Source organism: Pseudoroseomonas sp. WGS1072, from assembly GCF_049340465.1.
Classification (GTDB): domain Bacteria; phylum Pseudomonadota; class Alphaproteobacteria; order Acetobacterales; family Acetobacteraceae; genus Pseudoroseomonas.
Genome location: NZ_JBMPSU010000001.1, coordinates 3,550,469 through 3,573,679 on the forward strand (window position 1 = coordinate 3,550,469; position 23,211 = coordinate 3,573,679).

A 23,211-nucleotide genomic window follows, 5' to 3' on the forward strand; every position below is an offset into this window, starting at 1 on the left:
GCGCCGTCACACCACGGGGCTGCGGCCGCCATCCACGTTGATGGCGGTGCCGGTGATGTAGCCGCCGGCCTCGCTGGCCAGGAACAGGGCGGTGGCGGCGAATTCCTCCGGCCGGCCGATGCGCCCCAGGGGCACCGGCCGGCCGGCCTCGGCCTTCCATTCCTCGAAGCTGAGGCCGCGCGGATCGGCGGCATGCCGCCGCACCCACTGGTCGCTCTCGATGATGCCGACCAGCAGCGCGTTCACCAGGATGCCCAGCGGAGCGCCCTCATTCGCCAGAACCTTGGTCAGCGCCATGCCGGCGGCGCGGGAGACGGCGGTGGGCGCGCCCTCGGCCGGGGGCGCCTTGGCGCCGATATTCAGCACATTCAGGACGCGGCCCCAGCGTCGCTCCGCCATGCCCGCCCAGGCCAGGCGCGTCAGGCGGATGGCGGCGAAGAGCTTGAGGTCGAGATCCTGTTGCCAGACCGCGTCGGTGACCTGCGGGAACGCGCCGCGCTGGCTGGTCCCGGCGTTGTTGACCAGGATGTCGACACGGCCGAGCACCGCGCTGGCCTCGCCGAAGGCGGCCTCGCACCCCTCGGCCGTGGCGATATCGGCGCGGATCGGAACCGCGCCGGTGGCCGCGGCGGCGGTGTGGAGATCCGCCTCGCCACGCGCGACGATGGCGACCCTGGCGCCGGCCTCGGCGAAGGTGCGCGCCATCGCGAGGCCGAGGCCCTTCGACCCGCCGGTGATCAGCGCGGTGCGATTCTCGATGGAAAGCTGCATGGGGGACCCTTCCGGGCTGGGAAAGTGGGGCGACCTACGGGACTCGAACCCGTGACATCCACGACCACAACGTGGCGCTCTACCAACTGAGCTAAGGCCGCCATACCACCGTCCCCGGCAACCGCGAAGGGCGCCGAGGTGGGCGGAAATAAGCCGCGCGCGGGCCGGCGTCAACCGGCCTCGCGCAGGGCCCGTTCAGAAGATGAGCTCGCCCGCCAGCAGGGCCAGCAGCAGGGCGATGACGAAGAGCGCCAGGAAGATGCCGAAGAGCAGCTTGGCGATGCGGCCGGCCACGGCGGAGACGCCGGTGAAGCCGACCGCCCCGGCGACGATCGAGATGACGAGGAAGATCACCGCCCATTTCAGCATGTCGCCCTCCCGAGACATCGCCGGCCCCCGCCGGCCACGGGGCTGCAACGCCCAGGGTCAGAAACGCCCAGGGTCAGAAACGCCCAGGGTCAAGCCTGGTTGCCGCTCGCGCCACCGTTCAGCCGGAGGCCGCTTCGATCATCGCCATCAGCGTCTCCAGCGCGTCGGCCTCGGCGGCGGGCTTGTCGGGCCGCAGCCGGGCGATGCGGGGGAAGCGCATGGCGACGCCCGACTTGTGCCGCGCCGAGCGCTGCGCGGCGTCGAACACCACCTCCAGCACGAGATGCTTCTCCACCTCCCGCACCGGACCGAAGCGGGAGGTGGTGTGGTTGCGGATCCAGCGGTCGAGCCAGACCAGCTCCTGGTCGGTATAGCCGGAATAGGCCTTGCCCACCGGCACCAGTTCCCGCCCCCCCTGCCCGTCCGGCCGCCAGAGGCCGAAGGTGTAGTCGCTGTAGGTGCTGCTGCGCCGGCCATGGCCGCGCTGGGCATACATCAGCACGGCATCGACCGAGAGGGGCGCGCGCTTCCACTTCCACCACAGCCCCTTGGGCCGCCCGGCGAGATAGGGGGCGTCGCCGCGCTTCAGCATCAGCCCCTCGATGCCGGCGGCGCGGGCGCCCTCGCGCAGCGCGGTGAGCTGCTCGAGGGAGACGAAGGCGATCTGCGGCGAGAGGTCCATGCGGTCCGGCCGGGCGCGGGCGAACCAGGCCTCGAGCCGGTCGCGCCGCGTGTCGTAGGGCATGGGCCGCAGGTCCTCGCCGCCTTCGAAGAGGATGTCGTAGAGACGCAGGCCGGTGGGGAAGTCGCGCAGCATCTTCGGCCCCACCACCTTGCGGTTCAGCCGCTGCTGCAGGTCGGCGAAGGGCGCCGCCTGGCCGTCCCGCATCACCAGCAGCTCGCCATCCAGGACGGCGTCGAAGTCCATGGCCTCCAGGATCTCCGGGAAGCTGCCGCCGATATCCTCGCCGGTGCGCGACCAGAGGCGCCGCCCGCCAGGACCGGCGGAGGCCTGAACCCGCACGCCGTCCCATTTCCATTCCGCGCGGAAGGCGGTGTGGTCCAGCGCGGCGATGTCCGGCGCCTCCAGCGGATGCGCCAGCATGGGCGAGCGGAACACCGGCATGCCCTTCGGGTCGGGCCGCGGGCCGCGTCCCTCCAGCCAGGCGAAGAGCGGCAGGTAGGGCGGCGGCACGCCGTGCCAGACCTCCTCGATCTCCTCGACCGGCCGGCCGGACCACTCGGCCAGGGCCTGCCGCGCCAGCCGGCCGGAGACGCCGACCCGCAGGCCGCCGGTGACCAGCTTGATCAGCGCCAGCCGGCCACCGGGGTCCAGCACATCCAGCCAGCCCTCCAGCAGCGCCGGCACCTCGCCCCGGGGCGCCAGCTCCAGCGTCTCCACCACATCGGCCAGGTCGGGCGGCGGCCGGTTCGGCGGCGGCGAGGGCGCGGGCCAGATCAGCGCCACCGTCTCCGCCAGGTCGCCCACATAGTCGTGGCTCCAGGCCAGCAGCACCGGGTCGATGCGCGTCGCCACCAGTTCGCGCACCAGCGAGGGCTTGGCGGCGGTGAAGGTCAGCTCGCCGGCGATGGCGGCGAGGCCGATGCCGCGATCGGGGTCCGGCTGGGTGGCGAACCAGCGCCGCAGCAGGGCCAGCTTGGCGTTGCGCCCGGGGGTGAAGACCAGCCGCTCCAGAAGGTCGGCGAAGGCGGGCAGGCTCATGCCGCCGGTTCCGCCGCCAGGTCGAGCGGGTCGGCCTCGTCCTCCTCCCGTCCGACGAGGTGCAGGGCGCGGCCCCGCACGCCACGGCCCGCCAGCGCGTGGATCAACGCCTCCTCCCGCCCGTGCGTGACCCAGACCTCCGGCGCCGCGACCTCGGCGCAGGTGGCCAGGAGGTCGTCCCAGTCGGCGTGGTCGCTGATGACCAGGGGAAGCTCCACCCCGCGCGCCCGCGCCCGCTGCCGCACGCGCATCCAGCCGGAGGCCAGCGCCGTCACCGGATCGGCCAGGCGCCGGGCCCAGGGGCTGGCCTCGGCCGAGGGCGGCGCCAGAACAAGCTCGCCGGGCAGCACGGTCTCGCCCCGCCGCGCCGGCCGCGGCACCGGGCGAAGTTCGCCGAGCCCGAGGCCGAAGCGCTCGTAGAGCGCGCACATGGCGGCCTGGGCGCCGTGCAGATGAATCGGCCGGTCCCAGCCGGCGCGGCGCAGCTCCGCGATCAGCCGCTGGCACTTGCCGAGCGCGTAGCAGCCGACGAGGTGCGTCCGCTCCGGGAAGAGCCGCAGGCTGTCGAGCAGGCGGCCGATCTCCTGCGCGATGGGCGGGTGGCGGAAGACCGGCAGGGCGAAGGTCGCCTCGGTGACGAAGACGTCGCAGGGCACAGGCTCGAAGGGCGCGCAGGTGGGGTCGGGCTGCCGCTTGTAGTCCCCGGAGACGACGATCCGGCTGCCCTCCCATTCCAGCACCGCCTGCGCCGAGCCGAGCACATGCCCGGCCGGCACCAGGGTGACGCGCACGCCCCCCTGCGTCAGCGGCTGGTGGTAGCCGAGCGGCTGCTGGCTGTGCCCGGCCCGGCCCTCGCCCAGCCGCGCGGCCATGATGGCCAGCGTCTCGGGCGTGGCCAGGACGGCATCGTGCCCCGGCCGGGCGTGGTCCGAATGGCCATGGCTGATGACGGCGCGCGGCACCGGCGCGACGGGATCGATGAAGAAATCCCCCGGCTCGCAGTAGAGGCCCTGGGGCGTGATGCGGATCCAGCGGTCCGGGTGCGGCGCGGCCATGCGGGATCAATCCCGGGCGGGCCGAAAGGCTGCACCCCCGGCCGGGATTTTGCGGACGCCGCTCAGGACGGCGCGGGCTTGTCCAGCCAGCCGGGCCTGGGCAGGCGCCGGTAGGCCTCGCGCAGCGCCTCGGACCAGGCCTCGCGCAGCGGGCGGAAGTAGGGGTCCTCCTCGGTGATGCGCCGCTGCAGGCGGATGGCGAAGCTGTCCCGCTCATAGACCAGCAGGTCGAGCGGCAGGCCGACCGTCAGGTTGGAGCGCAGCGTGCTGTCCATGCTGACCAGGGTGAGCAGCACCCCGTCCTCCAGGCCGGTGGTGTGGGAGAGCGCGCGGTCGAGGATCGGCTTGCCGTACTTGTGCTCGCCGATCTGGAGAAAGGGCGTGTCCGGCGTGGCCTCGATGAAGTTGCCGGCGGCGTAGACAAGGTAGAGCTTCGGCGGGCCGCCCATGATCTGCCCGCCCAGCATGATCGAGACGTCGAAGCGCACATCCTGCGCCTTCATCGCCGGCCCGTCCTGCGCGAAGACGGCACGGATGGCGGCGCCGACGAGCTGCGCCGCCTGGAACATGGTCGGCACGCTCCGCAGCGTCTGCCGCTCCTCCCCCTCCAGCGCCAGCCCTTCCTGCAGGCGGCTCCAGACCGCCTGGGTGATGGCCAGGTTGCCGGCCGCCATCAGGCAGAGCATCCGCTCGCCCGGCTGCAGCACGGGATACATCTTGGAATAGGTGGAGATATGGTCGACCCCGGCGTTGGTGCGGGTATCGGCCAGCATCACCAGCCCGTCCCGCAGCAGCAGCCCGACGCAATAGGTCATGTCCGGCGTCTCACATCTGGCGGCCACTGAGGTACATCTGGGCGATCTCCTGCCCCAGGGCGATGTTCTGGTCGATGATGCCCGTCAGGAAGTCATGCAACCCCCCCTCGAGGATGCTCTCGATGCGGCCGTAGCGCAGCCGCGCATGCATGGCGCCCGCCATCCGGTGGCACTCGCCGCGCTGCCCGCCATTGGCGGCGGCGATGACATCGAGCGTGCTCTCCACGCGCCGGTAGCAAGCGAGCAGGGAGCGCGGCAGCTCGGGGCGCAGGATCAGCAGCTCGGCCACGCGCGCGGGATCGAGCCGGGCGTGATAGACATGCTGGAAGGCGCGCAGCGCCGAGACCGAGCGCAGCACCGCCTGCCACTGCGCATAGCAGGCCGCATCGGCCGCCGCGTCGGGGGCGAAGGCGCCGTGCCGCACGTCGAGCAGCCGCGCCGTGTTGTCGGCGCGCTCCAGGATGGTGCCGAGGTGGCAGAAGCGCCAGGCGTCGTCGCGCAGCATGGTGTCGGCGGCGGCGCCGTTGAACAGCAGCGTGCGGGAGCGCACCCAGTCGAGGAAGCCCGGCAGCCGGTCGCCGCGGATGGCGCTGGAGTCCAGGCGGCGGAACTCGATCCAGGTGTCGTTGATCGCCTCCCACATATCGACCGTTAGCGCGGTGCGCACCGTGCGGCCGTTGCGCCGCGCCGCCTCGACGCAGGCGGCGATGCCGGAGGGATTGGCCGGGTCCAGCGTCAGCCAGCGGACCGCCTCGTCCTGCAGGCCGGGCTGCGAGGTCTCGCCCACCAGGGCGCGGAAGCCCGGCTCGCAGCCGGTGGCGATGATGAGGGCGCGCCACTCGCTGTCGGCCCGGCTCACCGGATGCGCCAGCAGCGCCATCCGCAGCGTGGCACCCAGGCCGCGCGCCACATTGCCGGCGCGCTCGGAATAGCGGCCGAGCCAGAAGAGGCTGTCGGCGGTACGGGAGAGCATGGTTCAGCTCCCCCCGCCGGCGGGATCGTTGGCGGGCGGCCTGGGTGGAGGCTCGGCGGCCGCCCGGGACTGGGACTGGGACTGAGACTGAGAGGAGCCGGCGGGCGGCGCCGCCTCGTCCAGCACCCAGGTGTCCTTGGTGCCGCCGCCCTGGCTGGAGTTGACCACCAGCGAACCCTCGCGCAGCGCGACCCGCGTCAGCCCGCCGGGCACCATGCGGATGGAGCGGCCGAACAGGATGAAGGGACGCAGATCGACATGGCGTGGCCCGACGCCGCTTTCGCAGAGCGTGGGCACGGTGGAGAGGGCCAGCGTCGGCTGGGCGATGTAGTCGCCGGGCCGGGCGCGGATTCGCGCGGCGAAGTCGTCGCGCTGCTCCTGCGTGGCATGCGGCCCGACCAGCATGCCATAGCCGCCCGAGCCGCGGGCCAGCTTGACCACCAGCTTGTCGAGGTTGGACAGCACGTAGTCCCGGTCGACATCCCTCTCGCACATGAAGGTCGGCACGTTGGAGAGCAGCGGCTCCTCCTTCAGATAGAAACGCACCATCTCCGGCACGTAGGGGTAGACCGCCTTGTCATCGGCGATGCCGGCGCCCGGCGCGTTGGCCAGGGCGACATTCCCTGCCTTGTAGGCCGCCATCAGCCCGGGCACGCCGAGCGCGCTGTCGGGGCGGAAGGCCTCGGGGTCGAGATAGTCGTCGTCGATGCGGCGGTAGATGACATCGACCCGCCTCGGGCCGGCCGTGGTCCGCATGTAGACGATCTTGTCGCGCACGAAGAGGTCGGCGCCCTCGACCAGCTCGACGCCCATCTCGTCGGCCAGGAAGGAATGCTCGTAATAGGCGCTGTTGTAGGCGCCCGGCGTCAGCACCACCACGGTGGGCGGCCCGCTGCAGCCGGCCGGCGCCAGGCTCTTCAGCGTCTCCAGCAACTCCTCCGGGTAGTGGCTGACGGGGGCGATGCTGTGGCGGGTGAAGGCCTCGGGGAAGAGGCGCATCATGGCCTCCCGGTTCTCCAGCATGTAGGAGACGCCGGACGGCGTGCGGCAATTGTCCTCGAGCACGTAGAACTCGTCGGGCCCGGTGCGCACCAGGTCGATGCCGGAGATGACGGTATAGACCCCGCCGGGCGGGGTGAAGCCCACCATCTGCGGCAGGAAGCCCTCATTGCCGCGGATCAGCTCGGCCGGGATTCGGCCGGCCCGGATGATCTCCTGAGGACCATAGACATCGGCCAGGAAGGCATTCAGCGCCCGCACGCGCTGCTCGAGCCCGCTCGCCAGACGGTCCCATTCGGCGCGCGAGAGGATGCGGGGAATGACGTCGAAGGGGATCAGCCGTTCCGGGTCCCCGCCCTCCGTATAGACGGCGAAGGTGACACCGATGCGGCGGAACAGCACTTCCGCCTCGCGTCGCTTCTGGTCCAGGGCGGCCTGTCCGGTCGCCTCCAGGAAGCGCGCCATCTCGGCATAGGGGGAACGGATGCCGCCATCGGCGCGCATTTCATCGAAAGCAGAGGCAGGGCGATCGGCCACGTTGGTTCCGGCGTCCTCGGCGGTTGCGGCATGTTGGCCTACGCGGTTGGTCCTGGTCCCGCAAGGTTCCGCGCAGGAAACAACGGTCGGCTCACATTGAGCAAGGCCGGGTGGCCGGGCGCAAGAGACCTTGCGGCCGGTTTCGCGCCCCCTGGCCCCTGGCTGCCCAGTTCCGCGCCACCGCTGCACAGCGGCGCGGCGCCTTGCCGCTTGACCGCGGGCGGAGGCGGGGCCGAGGCTGCCCCTCACCCATCCTGTGATCCATCCTGGCGGAGCGCCCCCGATGCACCGACGCGGTCTCCTCGCCCTGCCCGGCCTGCTGGCCGCCACAGGCCCCGCCGCCGGGCCGGTGGATGTGGCGCTGGTGCTGGCGGTGGACGCCTCGGGCAGCATCACGGACGAGGAGTTCCGCCTGCAGCGCGAAGGCTGCGCCGGGGCGCTGACGCATCCGGCGGTGCTGGCAGCCATCCGGGGCGGGCCGCTCGGCGCCATCGCGCTCGCCCTCGTGGAATGGGGAAGCCCCGGCGGGGCCGCGACGGTGATGCCCTGGCGGCGCATCGGCGGCGCCGGCGAGGCGGAGGCCACAGCCCTGGAACTGCGCGCCGCGCCCCGCTCGCGGCAGAGCTGGAACGCCATCGGCGATGCGCTGGACCACGCCGCCGGCCTGCTGCGGGCGGCGCCCTTCGAGGCCACGCGGCAGGTGATCGATCTGTCGGGCGACGCCCCGGACATGCGTGGCCATCGCCCGGCCGCCGCCGCGCGGGACGCCGCGGTCGCCGCCGGCGTGACGGTCAATGCCCTGGCCATCCTGGACGGCCATGCCGACCTCGACCGCCGCTACGAGGCCGAGGTGATCGGAGGACCGGGCGCCTTCGTCATGCGCGCTGCGGGGCGGGAGGATTTCGCGCGCGCCCTCAGGGCGAAGCTGGTCCGCGAGATCGCGTCGGAGGCGAAAGACTTTCTGGATCTGGCGTAATTTTTGCGGCCAAAGCTGAAACCTCCCTTATCCATTGTGGGTTTTCCCGAGGCGGAAGGCCGTTTTGCTTCCCCTGCCCCGGCGCGCGTGCTAGCCAGGGCCCATGACGCCCGCGATTAGCAGGGCGGTGCCCCCGCGCCGCCCACGCCCCGCGGCGTTCCCGTGCCAGCAGGCACGGAGCGCCTTTCCGCCCCCCGATCGGGGCCAGACACGTCGCCCGCGCAAAGGTCCATGGAAAGCATGGCCGGCGACACTCCTGGGTGCCTTCCTGCTGGGGGCCCCTGCCTTGATGAGCAGTCCGGCCGTGGCCGGTCCCCGCAATGCCTGCCTCGAGGCCGCCCGGGCCGCCGAGGCGAGGTTCGACCTGCCCGACGGCCTTCTGGTGGCCGTCGCGCTGGCCGAATCCGGCCTGCACGCCCATGCCCTGAACATCGGCGGCCAGGCCTACTACCCGGACAGCCGCGCCGAGGCGCGCAACCTGCTCAAGTCCAGCCAGGGCCAGTCGGTCATGGCCGGTTGCGTGCAGGTGAATGCCCAGGTGCATGCCAAGGGCGGCGCCGACTGGCCGCTCGACCCCCGGCGCGCTACCGAATGGGCGGCGCGCTATCTCCGCCAGCACTATGACACCTATGGCAACTGGGCGGACGCGCTACGCCGCTGGAACGGCGCCGCCCCCGGCACCGTCAACAAGCTGGTCTGCCGGGTTCAGGCCAAGCTCCAGGTGGTCAGCCCGGGCAGCGCCCTGCTGAGCGGCAATGGCTGCCGCAACACCGAGATCGCCCGCGTGCGGCGCGATGGCCGGGCGCTCCTGGAGATGGCGGAGGCGCCGGACTGATCCGCGCAGACTGATCCGCGCAGGGGGAGGCGGAGCGCCTCCCCCTCTCCCTCCCTCTAGCTCTGCAGGTAGAACTTCACGGCGGAGGCGGCGGCGATGACCCAGACCCCCCCGCCGACCTGCCGCCCCCGCCCCGCCATCAGCTTCACCAGCGCATAGGCGATGAAGCCGAGGCCGATCCCGGTCGCGATCGAGAAGGTGAAGGGCATGGCGAGCGCCGTCAGCATGGCCGGCAGGTAGTCGGTCGCATCCTCCCAATCGAGGTCGCGCAGCCCCTGGGCCATCAGGCAGGCCACCAGGACCAGGGCCGGCGCGGTGGCGAAGGCGGGGACGCTGGTGGCGAGCGGCGCCAGGAACAGGGCCAGCAGGAACAGCACGGCGACGGTCAGCGCCGTCAGCCCGGTGCGGCCGCCGGCCTGCACGCCCGCCGCGCTCTCGATATAGGAGACGGTGGTGGAGGTGCCGAGCATGGCGCCGATCATGGCGCCGCAGCTGTCCGAGAGCAGGGCCCGGCCGAGCCGCGGCACCGAGCCGTCCGGACGCATCAGCCCGGCGCGGTGCGTGGTCGCGATCAGGGTGCCGGCATTGTCCAGGAGATCCACCAGAAAGAAGGTGAAGACGATGCCGACCAGGCCGAAGCCGATGGCGCCGGCCAGGTCCATCTGCAGGAAGGTCGGCGCCAGGGAGGGCGGCAGGGCGAAGACGCCGTGGAACTCGGTGAGGCCGAAGGGAATGCCGAGCAGCGCCGTGACCAGGATGCCGATGACGATGCCGCCCGTCACGCCGCGCGCCACCAGCCCGGCGATGAGGATGAATCCCAGGCAGGACAGCACGGTCGGGATCTCGCGCAACGAGCCGAGGCTGACCAGCGTCGCCGGGTTGTCCACCACCAGCCCCATGCCCCGCAGGCCGATCAGGCCGAGGAAGAAGCCGATGCCCGCGGCGATGCCGAGCTTGAGGGAGAGGGGGATGGAGTTGATCAGCCATTCCCGGAAGCCGGTGACGGAGACCGCGAAGAAGATCAGGCCCGAGAGGAAGACGGCGCCGAGCGCAATCTGCCAGGGCACGCCCATGGCGCCGACGACGACGAAGGCGAAGTAGGCGTTCAGCCCCATCCCCGGCGCCAGCGCCACCGGATAGTTGGCCAGCAGCCCCATCATGGCGGAGCCGATGGCGGCGGCGATGCATGTGGCGACGAAGGCGGCGCCATGATCGATGCCGGCGGCCGCCATGATGCCCGGATTGACCACGATGATATAGGCCATGGTCAGGAAGGTGGTCAGCCCGGCCATGATCTCGCGGCGCGGCGTCGTGCCCCGCTCGGCCATCTCGAAGAAACGTTCCAAAGTCGAGGCTCCCGCGGTTGGTGTCGGCACCAGGATAAGAGGGGCTGCGACGGCTCCACAATTGCCCGGCATCGCGAGGCATCTCCCGCCGTGGCATGGAAGTCGCTATGAAGGCGCAGGCCACCATGAAGTCGCGGTCCGCCGCGGGTGCCGGAGCGGTACCGGGGCAACGGCCACCTGGCCGGAACGTCCCGCCGCGTTGAGGAGAGATCGAGGATGCTGTCACGCCGCATGATGGGTGGCGCCGCCGGACTGGCGCTCGCCATGGCCGCCACCGCCGCCCCCGCCGCCGCGCAGGGTAGCCCGGCGGAGACCACCTTCGACCGGATCCGCCGCACCAAGAAGCTGCGCTCGGCGGCGGTGGTGGGCGGCGCGCCCTACTATCACAAGGATCTCGCCACCGGGCAGTGGCGCGGCTTCTATGTCGACCTGCTGAGGATGCTGGCCGAGGAGCTGGAATGCGAGCTGGAGCTCGGTGAGACCACCTGGGGCAATGCCGTCCTCGATCTGCAGTCGAACAAGATCGACATCTTCTTCGGGCTGAACCCGACGCCGAAGCGGGCGCTGGTCGTCGACTTCTCGGTCCCCTGCTTCAGCAACGCCTTCAGCTTCGTCACCAGGCGCGGCTTCCAGGCCAGGACCTGGGACGAGCTCAACCGGCCCGAGGTGAAGATCGCCGTCGACACCGGCTCCTCGCAGGACCAGGTGGTGACGCGGCTCTGCCCCAGGGCCAGCGTCTCCCGCTTCAAGAGCGCCGATGAGGCGACGATGGCGGTGCAGTCCGGCCGCGCCGATGCGCAGTGCCTCGTGCTGATCCTGGCGCTGACCGCGAAGAAGAAGCTGCCGACGCTGGGCGATGTGCTGGTGCCGACGCCGGTCTTCGCCACCACCTCCAATGCCGGCTTCCGGCGCGAGGCGGACAAGACCTGGCGCGACTACGTCAACACCTGGATCGAGTTCAACAAGGGACTCGGCGCGGTGCGATCGGCCATCGTCTCCAACATGGAGCTGGTGGGCATCTCCGAGGCCGACTTCCCGCCGGGCGTCACGCTCTGATCTGACCGACCGGCCAGGCGGGGCGCCCCGGGGCGGGGCGCCGCGACCCGATTCAGGACCGCATGCATGTATCAATGGGATTTCAGCATCCTCTGGAGCTACCGCTGGCTGTTCCTGAACGGACTCTGGGTCACGCTCGCCTTCACCGCCGCCATCGTCGTGCTGGGCCTCGTGGTCGGGCTGGTCTCGGGCCTGCTGCGCCTTTCCTCCATCGCGCCGCTGCGCTGGCTGAGCCAGGCCTATGTCGAGGTGTTCCGCTGCACGCCGATCCTGGTGCAGCTGGTCTGGTTCTACTACGCCCTGCCGATCCTGGCCGGGATCGAGATGACGGCGACCACGGCGGCGGTGCTGGCCCTCTCGCTCTATGGCGGCGCCTTCTACGCCGAGATCATCCGCGGCGGCATCAATTCGATCGAGAGCGGGCAGACCGAGGCGGCGCTGGCGCTGGGCATGACGCCGGCGCAGTCGATGCGCCGCATCGTGCTGCCCCAGGCGTTGAAGCGCATGGTGCCGCCGCTGATGAACCAGTCGATCATCCAGCTCAAGAACACCTCGCTCGTCTCGGTGCTGGCGGTGCCCGACCTGCTCTACCAGGGCCAGGCGGCGGCGCATGACAGCTACCGGCCGCTCGAGATCTACACGCTGATCGCCGTCCTCTACTTCGCCGTGCTCTTCCCGCTGACCCTGCTGGTCGGCCGGCTGGAGCGGCGGCTGGCACGCGCGGACTGAGGAGGGGCCGATGAGCGAGATCATGATCGAGGTCGCGGCGCTGAGGAAGCAATTCGGCGATCATGTCGTGCTGCGCAGCGTCGACCTGAAGGTCGGGCGCGGCGAGGTGGTGGCGCTGATCGGACCCTCGGGCTCCGGCAAGTCCACCCTGCTGCGCTGCCTCAACCTGCTGGTGGTGCCCGATGGCGGCGCGGTGCGGGTCGGCGGGAAGAGCTTCCGCTTCGGCGCCGGCGCCAGCCAGCCGGGCAACCGGGCTCTCGCCGGCTTCCGCGCCGCCACCGGCATGGTCTTCCAGCAGTTCAACCTCTTCCCGCACCGGACGGCGCTGGAGAACGTCATGGAGGGGCCGCTCGTCGTCCGCCGCATGGCGCGCGCCGGGGCCGAGACGCTGGCGCGCGGCCTGCTCGCCAAGGTCGGCCTGGCCGACAAGGCGGAGCAGTATCCCTCGCGCCTGTCCGGCGGGCAGAAGCAGCGCGTCGCCATCGCCCGCGCGCTGGCCATGCAGCCGGCGGTGATGCTGTTTGACGAGGCGACCAGCGCGCTCGACCCGGAGCTGGTGGGCGAGGTGCTGGGCGTGATGCAGTCCCTCGCCGCGGAGGGCATGACCATGGTGATCGTGACCCACGAGATCGCCTTCGCCCGCGAGGTCGCCGACCGCGTCGTCTTCCTGCGCGACGGCGTCATCGTCGAGGACGGGCCGGCGCGGCAGGTGATCGATTCCCCGCGCGAGGAGGCGACGCGCGCCTTCCTCGCGCATTTCCACCGCCAGCGTGAAGGCTGAGAGCCGATGCATCCGCCCATCATCGACCGCATGCGGGTCTTTCTCGTGGAGAGCCCGATCAGGATGGCCCGGGCCCAGGGCGTCGGCAATGTGAAGGGCAGCGTGCGGCGCGTGCTGCTGCAACTGACGACGCGGGACGGCCTCGTGGGCTGGGGCGAGGCGGCGCCGTGGGAGGTGTTCACCGGCACGCCCGAAGGCGCCTTCGCCGCGCTCGACCGCTACCTGCGCCCGCTGATCCTCGGCGCCGACGCGCGCCGCCCGCGTGCCCTGATGGCCATGATGGACCGCGCTCTGACCGGCCACCCGGAAAGCAAGGTGGCGGTCGAGATGGCGCTGCTCGATATCCTGGGCCAGAGCACCGGCCTCAGCGTCGCGGATCTGCTGGGCGGCCGGGTGCGCGACACCATCCCCCTCTCCTTCTCCATCGCCGACCCCGACTTCGCGGCCGACCTGGAGCGGATGAAGGTCATGGTCCCGGCCGGCAACCGGCTCTTCAAGGTCAAGACCGGCGTCAAGCGGCATGCCGAGGACATGGCGCATCTGGAGGCCATCCGCGACGCCTTCGGCGAGGATGTCGATCTCCGCCTCGACTACAACCAGGCGCTGGAGCCCTTCCGCGCCATGACGGTGCTGCGCGACGTGGACCGTTTCCGCCCCACCTTCATCGAGCAGCCGGTGCCGCGCCGTCATCTCGACGCCATGGCGGGCTTCGCGGCCGCGCTGGACACGCCGATCCTGGCCGATGAAAGCTGCTTCGACGCCACGGACCTGCTGGAGGTGGTGCGGCGGCAGGCGGCGGACGCCATCAGCGTCAAGCTGATGAAATGCGGCGGGCTGCTGAAGGCCCAGGCGATGATGGCGATCGCCGACACCGCGGGCCTGCCCGGCTATGGCGGCACGCTGTGGGAGGGCGGCATCGCGCTGGCGGCCGGCACGCAGCTGATCGCGGCGACGCCCGGCATCTCGCTCGGTTGCGAGTTCTACATGCCGCACCATGTGCTGACCGAGGACGTGCTGGAGGAGCGGATCCCGAACCAGGGCGGCGCCGTGGTGGTGCCCCAGGCGCCCGGGCTCGGCATCCGCATCAGCGAGGCCTCGCTGCGCGACGGCGCCCGGCATCTGGCGGAAGCCTGAACCACGGCGCAGCGCGGCTTTTTTGCGCCGGCGGCGGACGCCTTTTCGCCCCCGGGGGCGTTGCACCTCCACGGCCGGGCCACGCGGCCCGGCCATCACGCTCCGTGGAGATGCCGCATGTCCGATCGAATCCCGAAGAACGCCCTGGTCCTGGTCGCCGATGGCGGCAAAGCCATGCTGCTGCGCAACACAAGCGCCGAGGCGGTGGTCCGGCTGCAGGAGGTGAGCCGGATCACCCCCGACACGCTGGGCGACCAGGGCCCGTCCGGCGCCCAGCCGCCCGAGCAGTCGGCGAAGCAGACCGCCGAGGCCACCTTCGCCAAGCGGATCAGCCAGACGCTGGAGCAGATGCACCAGCAGAACCAGTTCGAGGCGCTGGTGCTGATCGCCGATCCCGAGACGCTCGGCCAGATCCGCGCCGCGCTGCCGCGGACGGTGGAGGAGCGGGTGGTGCAGTCCCTGGCCAAGGACCTGACCAACCACACCACGGCCGAGATCGAGAAGGCGCTGTCGAAATAGGCCGCTTCAACGCGAAACGCCCCGGGGTCTCCCCCGGGGCGCCATCCGCATCCGATCCGCCAGGGATCAGACGGAGTAGTACATCTCGAACTCGACCGGGTGCGGGGTGTGCTCGAACTTGTACACCTCGTTCCACTTCAGCTCGATGTAGCTCTCGATCTGGTCCTTCGAGAAGACATCCCCGGCAAGCAGGAAGTCGTGGTCGGCGGCCAGCGCTTCCAGCGCCTCGCGCAGCGAGCCGCAGACCGTCGGGATGCCCTTCAGCTCCTCCGGCGGCAGGTCGTACAGATCCTTGTCCATGGCGTCGCCCGGATGGATCTTGTTCTTGATGCCGTCGAGGCCGGCCATCAGCATGGCGGAGAAGGCCAGGTAGGGGTTCGCCGTCGGATCCGGGAAGCGCACCTCGACGCGCTTCGCCTTCGGGCTGGTCGCGTAGGGGATGCGGCAGGAGGCGGAGCGGTTGCGGGCCGAATAGGCCAGCAGCACGGGCGCCTCGAAGCCCGGGATCAGGCGCTTGTAGGAGTTGGTGCTGGGGTTGGTGAAGGCGTTCAGCGCCTTGGCGTGCTTGATGATGCCGCCGATGTACCACAGCGCCTGGTCGGACAGGTCGGCATAGCCATTGCCGGCGAAGACCGGCTTGCCGCCCTTCCAGATCGACTGGTGCACATGCATGCCCGAGCCGTTGTCGCCATAGACCGGCTTCGGCATGAAGGTCGCCGTCTTGCCGTAGCTGTGCGCGACGTTGTGGATCACGTACTTGTAGATCTGCATGTGATCGGCGTGCTGCACCAGGGGCCCGAAGCGGGTGCCCAGCTCGTGCTGCGACTGCGCCACCTCGTGGTGGTGCTTCTCGCCGGCCACGCCCATCTCGATCATGGTCGAGAGCATCTCGGCACGCAGGTCGGTCTCGCTGTCGACCGGCGGCACCGGGAAGTAGCCGCCCTTGACCACCGGGCGGTGGCCCATGTTGCCCTCGGGGTAGTCCTTCAGGCTGGCGCCCGGCCCCTCGATGCTGTCGAGCTGATAGATGCCGTAATTGCCGCCGGTGCCGAACTTCACGTTGTCGAAGATGAAGAACTCGGCCTCGGCGCCGAACAGCGCGGCATCGCCGATGCCGGTGGAGGCGACATAGGCCTCGGCCTTCTTCGCCGTCGAGCGCGGGTCGCGGCTATAGGCCTGGCCGGTCGAGGGCTCGATGATGTCGCAGAACAGGATCAGCTGCGGCTTGGCCGCGAAGGGATCCATGCAGGCCGTCGAGGCGTCCGGCATCAGGATCATGTCGGACTCGTTGATCGCCTTCCAGCCGGCGATCGAGGAGCCGTCGAACATGATGCCGTCGGTGAACACCTCCTCCTCGATGGTGGAGACATGCTGCGCGGTGTGCTGCCACTTGCCCCGAGGATCCGTGAACCGGAAGTCCACGTACTCGACGCTGTTCTCCTTGATCATCTCCATGACCTTGGAAACAGCGTTGGACGCTGCGGCTGCGGGCTTCTTCGCCATCGTGTGCGATCCTGTTCCCCAAACGACGCTCTAACAGTAACAGTCGACACGGCGCGGCTTCCGCCTGCTTCCGTGCCGGCGGCGTCCGGCGCTCCTGCGCCGTCCTTCCGCCTTCAGCCAGGCCGGCGCCAGAGCGGCACCGGCCGGAATTCCATCCTCAGACCGCGTCCTCACCCCGTTCGCCGGTGCGGATGCGGATCACCTCCTGGATATCGGAGATGAAGATCTTGCCATCGCCGATGCGGCCGGTGCGCGCCGCGGCCTGGATGGCCTCGATCGCGCGCTCGGCGAGGTCATCCGAGCAGACCACCTCGATCTTCACCTTCGGCAGGAAGTCGACGACGTACTCGGCGCCGCGATACAGCTCGGTGTGGCCCTTCTGCCGCCCGAACCCTTTCGCTTCCACCACGGTCAGGCCCTGCAGGCCGATCTCGTGCAGCGCGTCCTTCACCTCGTCGAGCTTGAAGGGCTTGATGATCGCCTCGATCTTCTTCATCGGCTCCATTCACGGACCCTGCCGGTCAGGGCCGGCCCGTCCTTCCTTCCTCCCGGGTTGCGCCCGCCCCCGTGACCCAGGGGCGGGAAGCGGCTCGCAGTGGTGTGTTGCATGCCCCGGGCCGTAGGGGCAATGGCATGAGACGGGAATTTGCCGGGTTCGCGACAGGGTCCCGCCCGCGGAAGCGGCAGCCTGCCCGCCGAAGTGGCAGGCATGCGCGGTGGACGGTTGCACGGCCGCCGGCACATCCGCATATTCGCCGCTCGCCCGGGGCCGGGGCGTGGGGTGTCGTCGCGCGCCCCGAGCATCGGGCCGCCTGCCACGGGACCCAGTCATCGCATGAAGCCGCAGAACGACCTGCTCTCCGCCACCGGCACCACCGTCTTCACCGTGATGTCGGCGCTCGCGCAACAGCATGGCGCGATCAACCTCGGCCAGGGCTTCCCGGACTACGAAGGGCCGGAAGACGTGGTGCGCGCCGCGGCCGAGGCGCTGCTGGACAACCGCAACCAGTATCCGCCGCTCACCGGCCTGCCCGAGCTGCGCCAGGCGGTGGCCGCCGCGAATCGCCGATTCTACGGGCTGGAGATCGACCCGAACGCCGAGGTGGTGGTCACCTCCGGCGCCACCGAGGCGCTGATCGCCTGCCTGATGGCGGTGCTCAATCCGGGCGACGAGGTGGTGCTGCTGGAGCCGCTCTACGACACCTACCTGCCGGTGGTGAAGCTGCTCGGCGCGGTGCCGCGCCTGGTGCGCCTCTCGCCGCCGAAGTGGGAGCTGCCGCGCGCCGAGCTGGCCGCCGCCTTCGGGCCGAGGACCAAGGCGATCCTGCTCAACAGCCCGATGAACCCGGCCGGCAAGGTCTTCACCGGCGCGGAGCTGGCCTTCATCGCCGATCTGCTGCAGCGGCACGACGCCTACGCCATCTGCGACGAGGTCTACGAGCACCTCACCTTCGACGGCTGGAAGCATATCCCGCTGATGACGCTGCCGGGCATGCGCGAGCGTTGCATGCGGATCGGCTCGGCCGGCAAGACCTTCAGCCTGACCGGCTGGAAGGTCGGCTACATCACCGCCGACCGCTCGCTGGCCCCCAATGTCGCCAAGGCGCACCAGAACCTGACCTTCACCACCGCGCCCAATCTGCAGCGCGCCGTGGCGCTCGGGCTGGCGAAGGAGGACGCCTATTTCACCGGCATCGCCACCGAGCTGCAGGCTCGCCGCGACCTGCTGGCCAGGGGCCTGTCCGAGCTGGGCTTCGGCGTGCTGCCGACCCAGGGCAGCTACTTCATCACCTGCGACTTCACCACCCTGGGCTTCGCCGGGGACGACGTGGCCTTCTGCCGGCACCTGACCGAGGCGGCCAAGGTCACGGCCATCCCGGTTTCGGCTTTCTATGCCGGGCCGGATGCGCCCCGGCACTTCATCCGCTTCGCCTTCTGCAAGCGCGAATCGGTGCTGGAGGAGGCGCTGGAGCGGCTGCGCGCCTGGAAGCGCAGCGGCGCGCTGGCCGCGGCGGGCTGAGGCAAAGGGGGGGGGGTCAAAGCCCCCCCTTGCCTTACTGGTCGCGCCAGGGCTTGCGCGCCCACATCTCCTTCAGCCGCGCGTCCAGGCCCAGCACGGCCTGGCGATACTCGTCGCCGATCATGGCCTTCACGGGCAGTTGCAGCCGCTGCGCGTCGGCCAGGAACTCGGGATCGGCCAGGGCGGCGGCGAAGGCCGCGTTCAGCCTGGTCCGCACCTCCTCCGGAATGCCGGGCGGCGCGACGATGCCGCGCTGCGCGCCCGCCACCACCTTGACGCCGAGCTCGGTGAAGGTCGGCACCTCCGGCAGCGCGGGGTCGCGCTGCGCGCCCGCCTGACCCAGGCAGCGGAAGCGCCCGTCGCGATAGCCCGGCGCCCCCTCGCTGACATTGAAGCAGCCGACATCCAGGTGCCCGCCCAGCACGGCGGTCTGCAGCGGCGCGGCGCCGTTGAAGGGCACATGGCTGAACCGGATGCCCGGCACCGCCTCCTCGATCTCCAGCATGACCAGATGGTCGTCGGAGCCGATGCCCGTCGTGCCGAAGCTCAGCCCGCCCGGGTCCTTCCGCGCCCGCTCCAGCAGATCCGCCATGTCGCGGACCGGCGAGCCCTTCGCGACCCAGAGCCCGCCCGGGTCGTCCACGACATTCGCGACATAGACGAAGTCCTCGACCCTGTAGCGCACCGGCCGCTCGAAGGGGATGGTCATCAGCGCCGGCGAGGTGACGGCGCCCAGCGTGTAGCCATCCGGGCGGGCGGTGAAGGCGAACTCCATGCCGATCTGGCTGCCGGCGCCGGGGCGGTTCTCGACCACGAAGGTCGCCCCCGGCAGGTGCTTCTGCACATAGGGCAGGATGACGCGCGCCATCTGGTCCACCCCGCCCCCCGGCGGAAAGGGCACCGCCACCAGGATCGGGCGTTCGGCCGGCCAGGCGGCGGCGGCGGCGTGGCGCGGGGCCCCGAAGGGCGCGGCGAGGGCGGCGGCGCCCAGGCCGGCCAGGGCGCGGCGGCGGATCATTGTCATCTCTCGGTCCTTCTTCCCTTGATACGCGCGCGGGGATATCGCGCGCGGGCGGCGCCTCCCCCTTCTTCGGCGGGGGGCTGGCGCCCGTCCGGTGAGCCCTTCCGGCGGCTGGCCTCGTAGCGCGCCTTGTTCTCGGCGTTGGGCGGATAGAGGCCGGGCAGCGCGGCGCCCTGCTCCACCTCGCCCATGATCCAGCTCTCCTGCGCCTCCTGCTCGGCGGCGAGGTCGGTCACCTCATCGACCAGCGCGGCGGGGATCAGCACGGCCCCGTCATCGTCCACCACCACGACATCGTTGGGGAAGACGGCGACACCGCCGCAGCCCACCGGCTCCTGCCAGTTGATGAAGGTGAGGCCGGCGACCGAGGGCGGCGCCGCGTTGCCCTGGCACCAGACCGGCAGGCCGGTGCCGATGACGCCGGCGCCGTCGCGCACCACGCCGTCGGTGATCAGCGCCGCCACCTTCCGCTTCGCCATCCGGGCGCAGAGGATGTCGCCGAAGATGCCGGCATCGGTCACGCCCATGGCGTCGGCGATGACGATGACCCCTTCCGGCATCGCCTCGATGGCGCTGCGGGTCGAGATCGGGTTGGACCAGGAGGCCGGGGTCGCCAGATCCTCGCGGGCGGGGACGAAGCGCAGCGTGAAGGCGCGGCCGACCAGGCGCGGCTGGCCGGGCTTCAGCGGCCGGGTGCCGCGCATCCACACGTTGCGCAGCCCCTTCTTGAGCAGCACCGTGGTCAGCGTCGCGGTGGAGATGCCGGACAGGGTCTCGATGATCCTCGGATCGAGCGGGGCGACTTCGATGGACATGGCGGTGGTCCTCAGATGCTGGCGATCAGCCCGCCATCCACGCGGATGACGGAGCCGGTGATGTAGGAGGCGCGCTCCGAGGCCAGGAAGGCCACGGCATCGCCGTATTCCTCCGGCCGGCCGTAGCGCCCGGCGGGAATGGAGCCGGTGCTCTCGGCGGCGACCTCCTCGACGCTGCGCCCCTCGCGCTTCGCCTTCTGCTCGTCGAGGAAGCGGATGCGGTCGGTGGCGACGCGGCCGGGCAGGATGATGTTGGCGGTGACGCCGTCCCGCGCCACCTCGCGCGAGAGGGTCTTCGACCAGCCGACGAGCGTCGAGCGCAGCGCGTTGGAGACACCGAGATTGGGGATCGGCGCCACCACGCCGGAGGAGGTGCTGGTGACGATGCGGCCCCACCGCGCGGCCTTCATGCCGGGCAGCACCCGGTCGGTCAGCGCGATGACCGAGAGCACCATGGCGTTGAAGTGCTTGGCCCAGAGCGCCGGGTCCTGGCCGGAGGCGGGGGTCGGCGGCGGGCCGCCGGTGTTGTTCACCAGCACCTGCACCGGGCCCAGCTCGGCCTCGATGCGGGAGACCTGTCCGTCGATGGCGGCGAGGTCGGCCAGATCCCATTCCAGCGTCATCACCGCCGCCGCGCCGGCCGCCCGCGCGGCCTCGGCGCTGCGCGCCAGCCCTTCGGCGCTGATATCGGCCAGCGCCAGCTTCGCGCCCTCGGCGGCGAGGGAGCGGGCGATCGCCCCGCCCAGCCCGCCACCGGCGCCGAGCACCAGCGCCACCTTGTTCCTGAGGCCCAGATCCATGGCTGCTCTCCTATCGTCTCGCGGCCAGTCTGGTGCCGGCGAGGGCAAAGAAAAACCCTTCCATTCCCGCTTTCGGAAGATAGGTTTTCCACTCTCTCGTGGGCAGGCCGATGGACACGCGCTTCCTGGACAGCTTCGTCACCGTGGTGGAGGAAGGCTCGATCGCCGCGGCGGCGCGCCGCCTGCACCTGACGCCGGCCGCGCTGGCGCAGCGCATCCGCGCCCTGGAGGCGGAGCTCGGCGCGCCGCTGCTGCTGCGGGCCGGCCGCGCCGTGGCCCCCTCCGAGGCGGGGCTGGCCATCCTCGACCGCGCCCGCGCCCTGCTGCGCGAGGTGCGGGACCTGCGCGACGGCGCCGCCCGGGGCGGGCTGGCGGGCGAGCTGCGGCTCGGCGCCATCGCCACCGCGCTGACCGGCCTGCTGCCGGGCATGATGGCGCGCATGGCCGGCGCCTATCCGAACCTCGAGATCCATGTCTCGCCCGGCATCTCGACCGACCTCTACCGCGCCGTCCTGACCGGCGACCTCGACGCGGCGATGATCGTGCAGCCCGAATTCGCCCTGCCCAAGAGCTGCGAATGGCGGATGCTGCGCGAGGAGCCCCTGGTGGTGCTGGCGCCGGCGGCCCTGGCGGGTCGCGCCCCTCACCGCCTGCTCGCCGAGGAGCCCTTCATCCGCTACGACCGCAACCAGTGGGGCGGCCGCCTCGCCGACCGCTATCTGCGTGAGGCGCGCATCCGCCCGCGCGACCGGATCGAGCTGGACGCGCTGGACGCCATCGCCCTGCTGGTCGATCGCGGTCTCGGCGTCTCCCTGGTGCCCGACTGGGCGCCGCCCTGGCCGGCCGGGACCGCCCTCGCCAAGCATCCCCTGCCCCGCCCCTTCCCGCCGCGGCGGATCGGCCTGATCTGGGCCCGCGGCGGCGCCCGCGGCCGGCTGGTGGAAGCCTTCTGGCAGGCCGGGCGCGAGCTCGGCTGATTTGCGACGCCGCCCCCCTTTCGCAGGTCGGGCAGGGGTGTACAAAGCCGGGCTGGAGACCGGTGGCGCGAGACTTCCGGCCCGCCCGGGAAGACACGCCGCGCGCCGCGGGACAGCGGCCCTCCGGGCAGAGGGTCGTCGCCCTCGCCGGACTGGATGGAAAGGATCGTCGTGATGGCTGACACCGCCCTGGTGCTCGGCGCGGGCATGGTCGGCGTCTCCGTGGCGCTGCATCTGCGGCAGCGGGGATGGGACGTGGCGCTGGTGGACCGGCAGGGACCAGGCGAAGGCGCCTCCTTCGGCAATGCCGGGCTGATCCAGCGGGAGGCGGTCTATCCCCACCCCTTCCCGCGCGCCCTGGCGGAGCTGTCCCGCGTCGCGCGCAACCGCTCGGTCGATGTCTCCTTCCACCCCCTCGCCATGCCCCGCCTGGCCTCGCCGCTGCTGCGCTACTGGTGGAACTCGGCGCCGGAGCGCTACCTGAAGGCCGTGCTGGGCCAGTCGCGGCTGGTGGCGAGCTGCCTCGAGGACCACATGGCCCAGGCCCGCGAGGCCGGCGCCACCGAGCTGCTGCGGCCGCTGGGCTTCATCCAGATCTACGGCCAGGAGGGCGCGCTGGAAGCGGCCCGGCGGGAGGCGGAACGGGCCCGGGCCGAGTTCGGCGTCGGCCACCGCCTGCTGGACGGCGAGGCGCTGGCCGAGGCCGAGCCGCACCTTCTGCAACGCAAGGCCGGCGCCATCCACTGGACCGACCCCTATTCGGTGAGCGACCCGCACGGGCTGACCACGGCCTATGCCCGGCTTCTCGAGGAGAAGGGCGGCCGGCTGCTGCGCGGCGACGCGGCGACGCTCCGCCGCCAGGGCGCGGGCTGGCAGGTGCGGACCGACACGGGGCCGGTGGAGGCGCGCCACGTGGTGATCGCCCTCGGCGCCGCCGCGGGCCAGGTGACGCGGCCGCTCGGCTACAACGCGCCGCTCTTCGGCAAGCGCGGCTACCACCTGCACTACACGATGCAGGGCAATGCGGTGCTGAACCATCCGATCTTCGACGCCGACCTGCGCTACGGGCTGATCCCGATGCGGCGCGGCATCCGGCTGACGACCGGCGTGGAATTCGCCGGCGACGCCGCGCCGCCCACGCCGATCCAGCTGGAGCGCGCCACGCCCTCGGCCCGCGCGCTGCTCCCCCTCGGCGAGCAGGTGGAGGAGAGGCCCTGGTTCGGCGTCCGCCCGTGCACGCCGGACATGCTGCCGATCATCGGGCGGCTGCCGCGGCAGGAGGGAGCCTGGTGCGCCTTCGGCCACGCCCATCAGGGGCTGACCCTGGGCCCGACCACCGGCCGGCTGCTCTCCGCGATGATGGCGGGCGAGGCGCCGTTCATCGACCCGGAGCCCTACCGGCCGGAGCGGTTCTGACCCGCCTGCTCGATGACCCCGCCCGATTGACCTGTTCGCCT

Annotated in this window: 23 protein-coding genes and 1 tRNA gene; 10 read left to right on the top strand and 14 right to left on the bottom strand. The window is 71.3% G+C overall.

Annotated elements, in window-relative coordinates:
- Window positions 1-6 precede the first annotated feature (6 nt).
- The 8 genes from ACF3NH_RS16670 to ACF3NH_RS16705 form a co-directional block, all read right to left on the bottom strand.
- Complete coding sequence (locus ACF3NH_RS16670) at window positions 7-771, bottom strand: SDR family oxidoreductase (RefSeq protein ID WP_422924284.1); 765 nt, start codon at window positions 769-771, stop codon at window positions 7-9.
- A gap of 25 nt (window positions 772-796) precedes the next feature.
- Window positions 797-872, bottom strand: a tRNA-His gene (locus tag ACF3NH_RS16675).
- 94 nt (window positions 873-966) lie between these two features.
- On the bottom strand, window positions 967-1,140 hold the full coding sequence (locus ACF3NH_RS16680) for a DUF1328 domain-containing protein (protein WP_198364811.1): 174 nt from the start codon (window positions 1,138-1,140) through the stop codon (window positions 967-969).
- A gap of 118 nt (window positions 1,141-1,258) precedes the next feature.
- Window positions 1,259-2,863: a cisplatin damage response ATP-dependent DNA ligase gene (locus ACF3NH_RS16685; RefSeq protein WP_422924286.1), complete on the bottom strand. Its 1,605-nt coding sequence runs from the start codon at window positions 2,861-2,863 to the stop codon at window positions 1,259-1,261.
- On the bottom strand, window positions 2,860-3,918 hold the full coding sequence (locus ACF3NH_RS16690) for a ligase-associated DNA damage response exonuclease (protein ID WP_422924288.1): 1,059 nt from the start codon (window positions 3,916-3,918) through the stop codon (window positions 2,860-2,862). The genes ACF3NH_RS16685 and ACF3NH_RS16690 overlap by 4 nt, the downstream gene beginning before the upstream one ends.
- 62 nt (window positions 3,919-3,980) lie before the next feature.
- Entirely contained in the window at window positions 3,981-4,733 is a 753-nt protein-coding gene (locus tag ACF3NH_RS16695; RefSeq protein ID WP_198364808.1) for a proteasome-type protease, read from the bottom strand.
- 10 nt (window positions 4,734-4,743) lie between these two features.
- Entirely contained in the window at window positions 4,744-5,706 is a 963-nt protein-coding gene (locus ACF3NH_RS16700; RefSeq protein WP_198364807.1) for an alpha-E domain-containing protein, read from the bottom strand.
- 3 nt (window positions 5,707-5,709) lie between these two features.
- Window positions 5,710-7,209, bottom strand: coding sequence for a circularly permuted type 2 ATP-grasp protein (locus ACF3NH_RS16705; protein WP_422924829.1), 1,500 nt, complete (start codon window positions 7,207-7,209; stop codon window positions 5,710-5,712).
- A 316-nt stretch (window positions 7,210-7,525) separates the two neighbouring features.
- Between ACF3NH_RS16705 and ACF3NH_RS16710 the strand changes: the two genes are divergently transcribed.
- Window positions 7,526-8,218: a DUF1194 domain-containing protein gene (locus ACF3NH_RS16710; protein ID WP_422924291.1), complete on the top strand. Its 693-nt coding sequence runs from the start codon at window positions 7,526-7,528 to the stop codon at window positions 8,216-8,218.
- A gap of 304 nt (window positions 8,219-8,522) precedes the next feature.
- A complete protein-coding gene (locus tag ACF3NH_RS16715) occupies window positions 8,523-9,053 on the top strand; it encodes a transglycosylase SLT domain-containing protein (RefSeq protein ID WP_370591918.1) in 531 nt (176 codons plus the stop codon).
- A 56-nt stretch (window positions 9,054-9,109) separates the two neighbouring features.
- Here ACF3NH_RS16715 and ACF3NH_RS16720 read toward each other — a convergent pair whose 3' ends face one another.
- On the bottom strand, window positions 9,110-10,399 hold the full coding sequence (locus tag ACF3NH_RS16720; RefSeq protein WP_459077145.1) for an NCS2 family permease: 1,290 nt from the start codon (window positions 10,397-10,399) through the stop codon (window positions 9,110-9,112).
- 216 nt (window positions 10,400-10,615) lie between these two features.
- On the opposite strand from ACF3NH_RS16720, the gene ACF3NH_RS16725 reads away from it, so the two are divergent.
- The 5 genes from ACF3NH_RS16725 to ACF3NH_RS16745 all read left to right on the top strand — a co-directional run bounded on the left by ACF3NH_RS16725 (window position 10,616) and on the right by ACF3NH_RS16745 (window position 14,618).
- Window positions 10,616-11,455 (top strand): transporter substrate-binding domain-containing protein, encoded by an 840-nt coding sequence (locus tag ACF3NH_RS16725; RefSeq protein ID WP_422924293.1) that lies wholly within the window; start codon window positions 10,616-10,618, stop codon window positions 11,453-11,455.
- A 66-nt stretch (window positions 11,456-11,521) separates the two neighbouring features.
- Window positions 11,522-12,184, top strand: a complete 663-nt coding sequence (gene ehuC / locus ACF3NH_RS16730; protein WP_198364803.1) for an ectoine/hydroxyectoine ABC transporter permease subunit EhuC — start codon at window positions 11,522-11,524, stop codon at window positions 12,182-12,184.
- Window positions 12,185-12,194: 10 nt separating this feature from the next.
- Entirely contained in the window at window positions 12,195-12,965 is a 771-nt protein-coding gene (locus ACF3NH_RS16735; RefSeq protein ID WP_459077146.1) for an amino acid ABC transporter ATP-binding protein, read from the top strand.
- 6 nt (window positions 12,966-12,971) lie between these two features.
- The gene (locus ACF3NH_RS16740; protein ID WP_422924295.1) at window positions 12,972-14,099 is read left to right on the top strand and encodes an enolase C-terminal domain-like protein; all 1,128 of its coding nucleotides are present in this window, start codon (window positions 12,972-12,974) and stop codon (window positions 14,097-14,099) included.
- Between the two features lie 117 nt (window positions 14,100-14,216).
- The gene (locus ACF3NH_RS16745; RefSeq protein WP_198364801.1) at window positions 14,217-14,618 is read left to right on the top strand and encodes a host attachment family protein; all 402 of its coding nucleotides are present in this window, start codon (window positions 14,217-14,219) and stop codon (window positions 14,616-14,618) included.
- 66 nt (window positions 14,619-14,684) lie between these two features.
- Here the strand turns inward: ACF3NH_RS16745 and glnA are convergent, their stop codons facing one another.
- Together glnA and ACF3NH_RS16755 are read right to left on the bottom strand one after the other, a co-directional pair.
- Window positions 14,685-16,121, bottom strand: coding sequence for a type I glutamate--ammonia ligase (gene glnA, locus ACF3NH_RS16750; protein ID WP_422924297.1), 1,437 nt, complete (start codon window positions 16,119-16,121; stop codon window positions 14,685-14,687).
- 157 nt (window positions 16,122-16,278) lie between these two features.
- Entirely contained in the window at window positions 16,279-16,617 is a 339-nt protein-coding gene (locus ACF3NH_RS16755; protein WP_422924299.1) for a P-II family nitrogen regulator, read from the bottom strand.
- 339 nt (window positions 16,618-16,956) lie between these two features.
- On the opposite strand from ACF3NH_RS16755, the gene ACF3NH_RS16760 reads away from it, so the two are divergent.
- A complete protein-coding gene (locus ACF3NH_RS16760) occupies window positions 16,957-18,141 on the top strand; it encodes an aminotransferase (protein ID WP_422924301.1) in 1,185 nt (394 codons plus the stop codon).
- Window positions 18,142-18,175: 34 nt separating this feature from the next.
- On the opposite strand, the gene ACF3NH_RS16765 is transcribed toward ACF3NH_RS16760, so the two are convergent.
- From ACF3NH_RS16765 to ACF3NH_RS16775, 3 genes are read right to left on the bottom strand one after another with little or no spacing between them, the layout of a single operon-like run.
- Window positions 18,176-19,165 (bottom strand): tripartite tricarboxylate transporter substrate binding protein, encoded by a 990-nt coding sequence (locus tag ACF3NH_RS16765; protein ID WP_422924303.1) that lies wholly within the window; start codon window positions 19,163-19,165, stop codon window positions 18,176-18,178.
- Entirely contained in the window at window positions 19,162-19,977 is an 816-nt protein-coding gene (locus tag ACF3NH_RS16770) for a ribonuclease activity regulator RraA (protein ID WP_422924305.1), read from the bottom strand. The genes ACF3NH_RS16765 and ACF3NH_RS16770 overlap by 4 nt, the downstream gene beginning before the upstream one ends.
- Before the next feature lie 11 nt (window positions 19,978-19,988).
- The gene (locus ACF3NH_RS16775) at window positions 19,989-20,777 is read right to left on the bottom strand and encodes an SDR family oxidoreductase (protein WP_198364795.1); all 789 of its coding nucleotides are present in this window, start codon (window positions 20,775-20,777) and stop codon (window positions 19,989-19,991) included.
- A 110-nt stretch (window positions 20,778-20,887) separates the two neighbouring features.
- On the opposite strand from ACF3NH_RS16775, the gene ACF3NH_RS16780 reads away from it, so the two are divergent.
- Together ACF3NH_RS16780 and ACF3NH_RS16785 are read left to right on the top strand one after the other, a co-directional pair.
- Window positions 20,888-21,754, top strand: a complete 867-nt coding sequence (locus ACF3NH_RS16780; protein ID WP_422924307.1) for a LysR family transcriptional regulator — start codon at window positions 20,888-20,890, stop codon at window positions 21,752-21,754.
- 174 nt (window positions 21,755-21,928) lie between these two features.
- Window positions 21,929-23,170: an NAD(P)/FAD-dependent oxidoreductase gene (locus tag ACF3NH_RS16785; RefSeq protein WP_422924309.1), complete on the top strand. Its 1,242-nt coding sequence runs from the start codon at window positions 21,929-21,931 to the stop codon at window positions 23,168-23,170.
- Window positions 23,171-23,211 lie beyond the last annotated feature (41 nt).

Coding starts and splice junctions, on each gene's coding strand:
- ACF3NH_RS16770 (WP_422924305.1), bottom strand. CDS start 19,977: ATGTCCATCGAAGTCGCCCCGCTCGATCCGAGGATCATCGAGACCCTG.
- ACF3NH_RS16760 (WP_422924301.1), top strand. CDS start 16,957: ATGAAGCCGCAGAACGACCTGCTCTCCGCCACCGGCACCACCGTCTTC.
- ACF3NH_RS16705 (WP_422924829.1), bottom strand. CDS start 7,209: ATGCGCGCCGATGGCGGCATCCGTTCCCCCTATGCCGAGATGGCGCGC.
- ACF3NH_RS16700 (WP_198364807.1), bottom strand. CDS start 5,706: ATGCTCTCCCGTACCGCCGACAGCCTCTTCTGGCTCGGCCGCTATTCC.
- ACF3NH_RS16780 (WP_422924307.1), top strand. CDS start 20,888: ATGGACACGCGCTTCCTGGACAGCTTCGTCACCGTGGTGGAGGAAGGC.
- ACF3NH_RS16755 (WP_422924299.1), bottom strand. CDS start 16,617: ATGAAGAAGATCGAGGCGATCATCAAGCCCTTCAAGCTCGACGAGGTG.
- ACF3NH_RS16725 (WP_422924293.1), top strand. CDS start 10,616: ATGCTGTCACGCCGCATGATGGGTGGCGCCGCCGGACTGGCGCTCGCC.
- ACF3NH_RS16735 (WP_459077146.1), top strand. CDS start 12,195: ATGAGCGAGATCATGATCGAGGTCGCGGCGCTGAGGAAGCAATTCGGC.
- ACF3NH_RS16740 (WP_422924295.1), top strand. CDS start 12,972: ATGCATCCGCCCATCATCGACCGCATGCGGGTCTTTCTCGTGGAGAGC.
- ACF3NH_RS16745 (WP_198364801.1), top strand. CDS start 14,217: ATGTCCGATCGAATCCCGAAGAACGCCCTGGTCCTGGTCGCCGATGGC.
- ACF3NH_RS16690 (WP_422924288.1), bottom strand. CDS start 3,918: ATGGCCGCGCCGCACCCGGACCGCTGGATCCGCATCACGCCCCAGGGC.
- ACF3NH_RS16680 (WP_198364811.1), bottom strand. CDS start 1,140: ATGCTGAAATGGGCGGTGATCTTCCTCGTCATCTCGATCGTCGCCGGG.
- ACF3NH_RS16710 (WP_422924291.1), top strand. CDS start 7,526: ATGCACCGACGCGGTCTCCTCGCCCTGCCCGGCCTGCTGGCCGCCACA.
- ACF3NH_RS16685 (WP_422924286.1), bottom strand. CDS start 2,863: ATGAGCCTGCCCGCCTTCGCCGACCTTCTGGAGCGGCTGGTCTTCACC.
- ACF3NH_RS16670 (WP_422924284.1), bottom strand. CDS start 771: ATGCAGCTTTCCATCGAGAATCGCACCGCGCTGATCACCGGCGGGTCG.
- ehuC (WP_198364803.1), top strand. CDS start 11,522: ATGTATCAATGGGATTTCAGCATCCTCTGGAGCTACCGCTGGCTGTTC.
- ACF3NH_RS16785 (WP_422924309.1), top strand. CDS start 21,929: ATGGCTGACACCGCCCTGGTGCTCGGCGCGGGCATGGTCGGCGTCTCC.
- ACF3NH_RS16695 (WP_198364808.1), bottom strand. CDS start 4,733: ATGACCTATTGCGTCGGGCTGCTGCTGCGGGACGGGCTGGTGATGCTG.
- glnA (WP_422924297.1), bottom strand. CDS start 16,121: ATGGCGAAGAAGCCCGCAGCCGCAGCGTCCAACGCTGTTTCCAAGGTC.
- ACF3NH_RS16775 (WP_198364795.1), bottom strand. CDS start 20,777: ATGGATCTGGGCCTCAGGAACAAGGTGGCGCTGGTGCTCGGCGCCGGT.
- ACF3NH_RS16765 (WP_422924303.1), bottom strand. CDS start 19,165: ATGACAATGATCCGCCGCCGCGCCCTGGCCGGCCTGGGCGCCGCCGCC.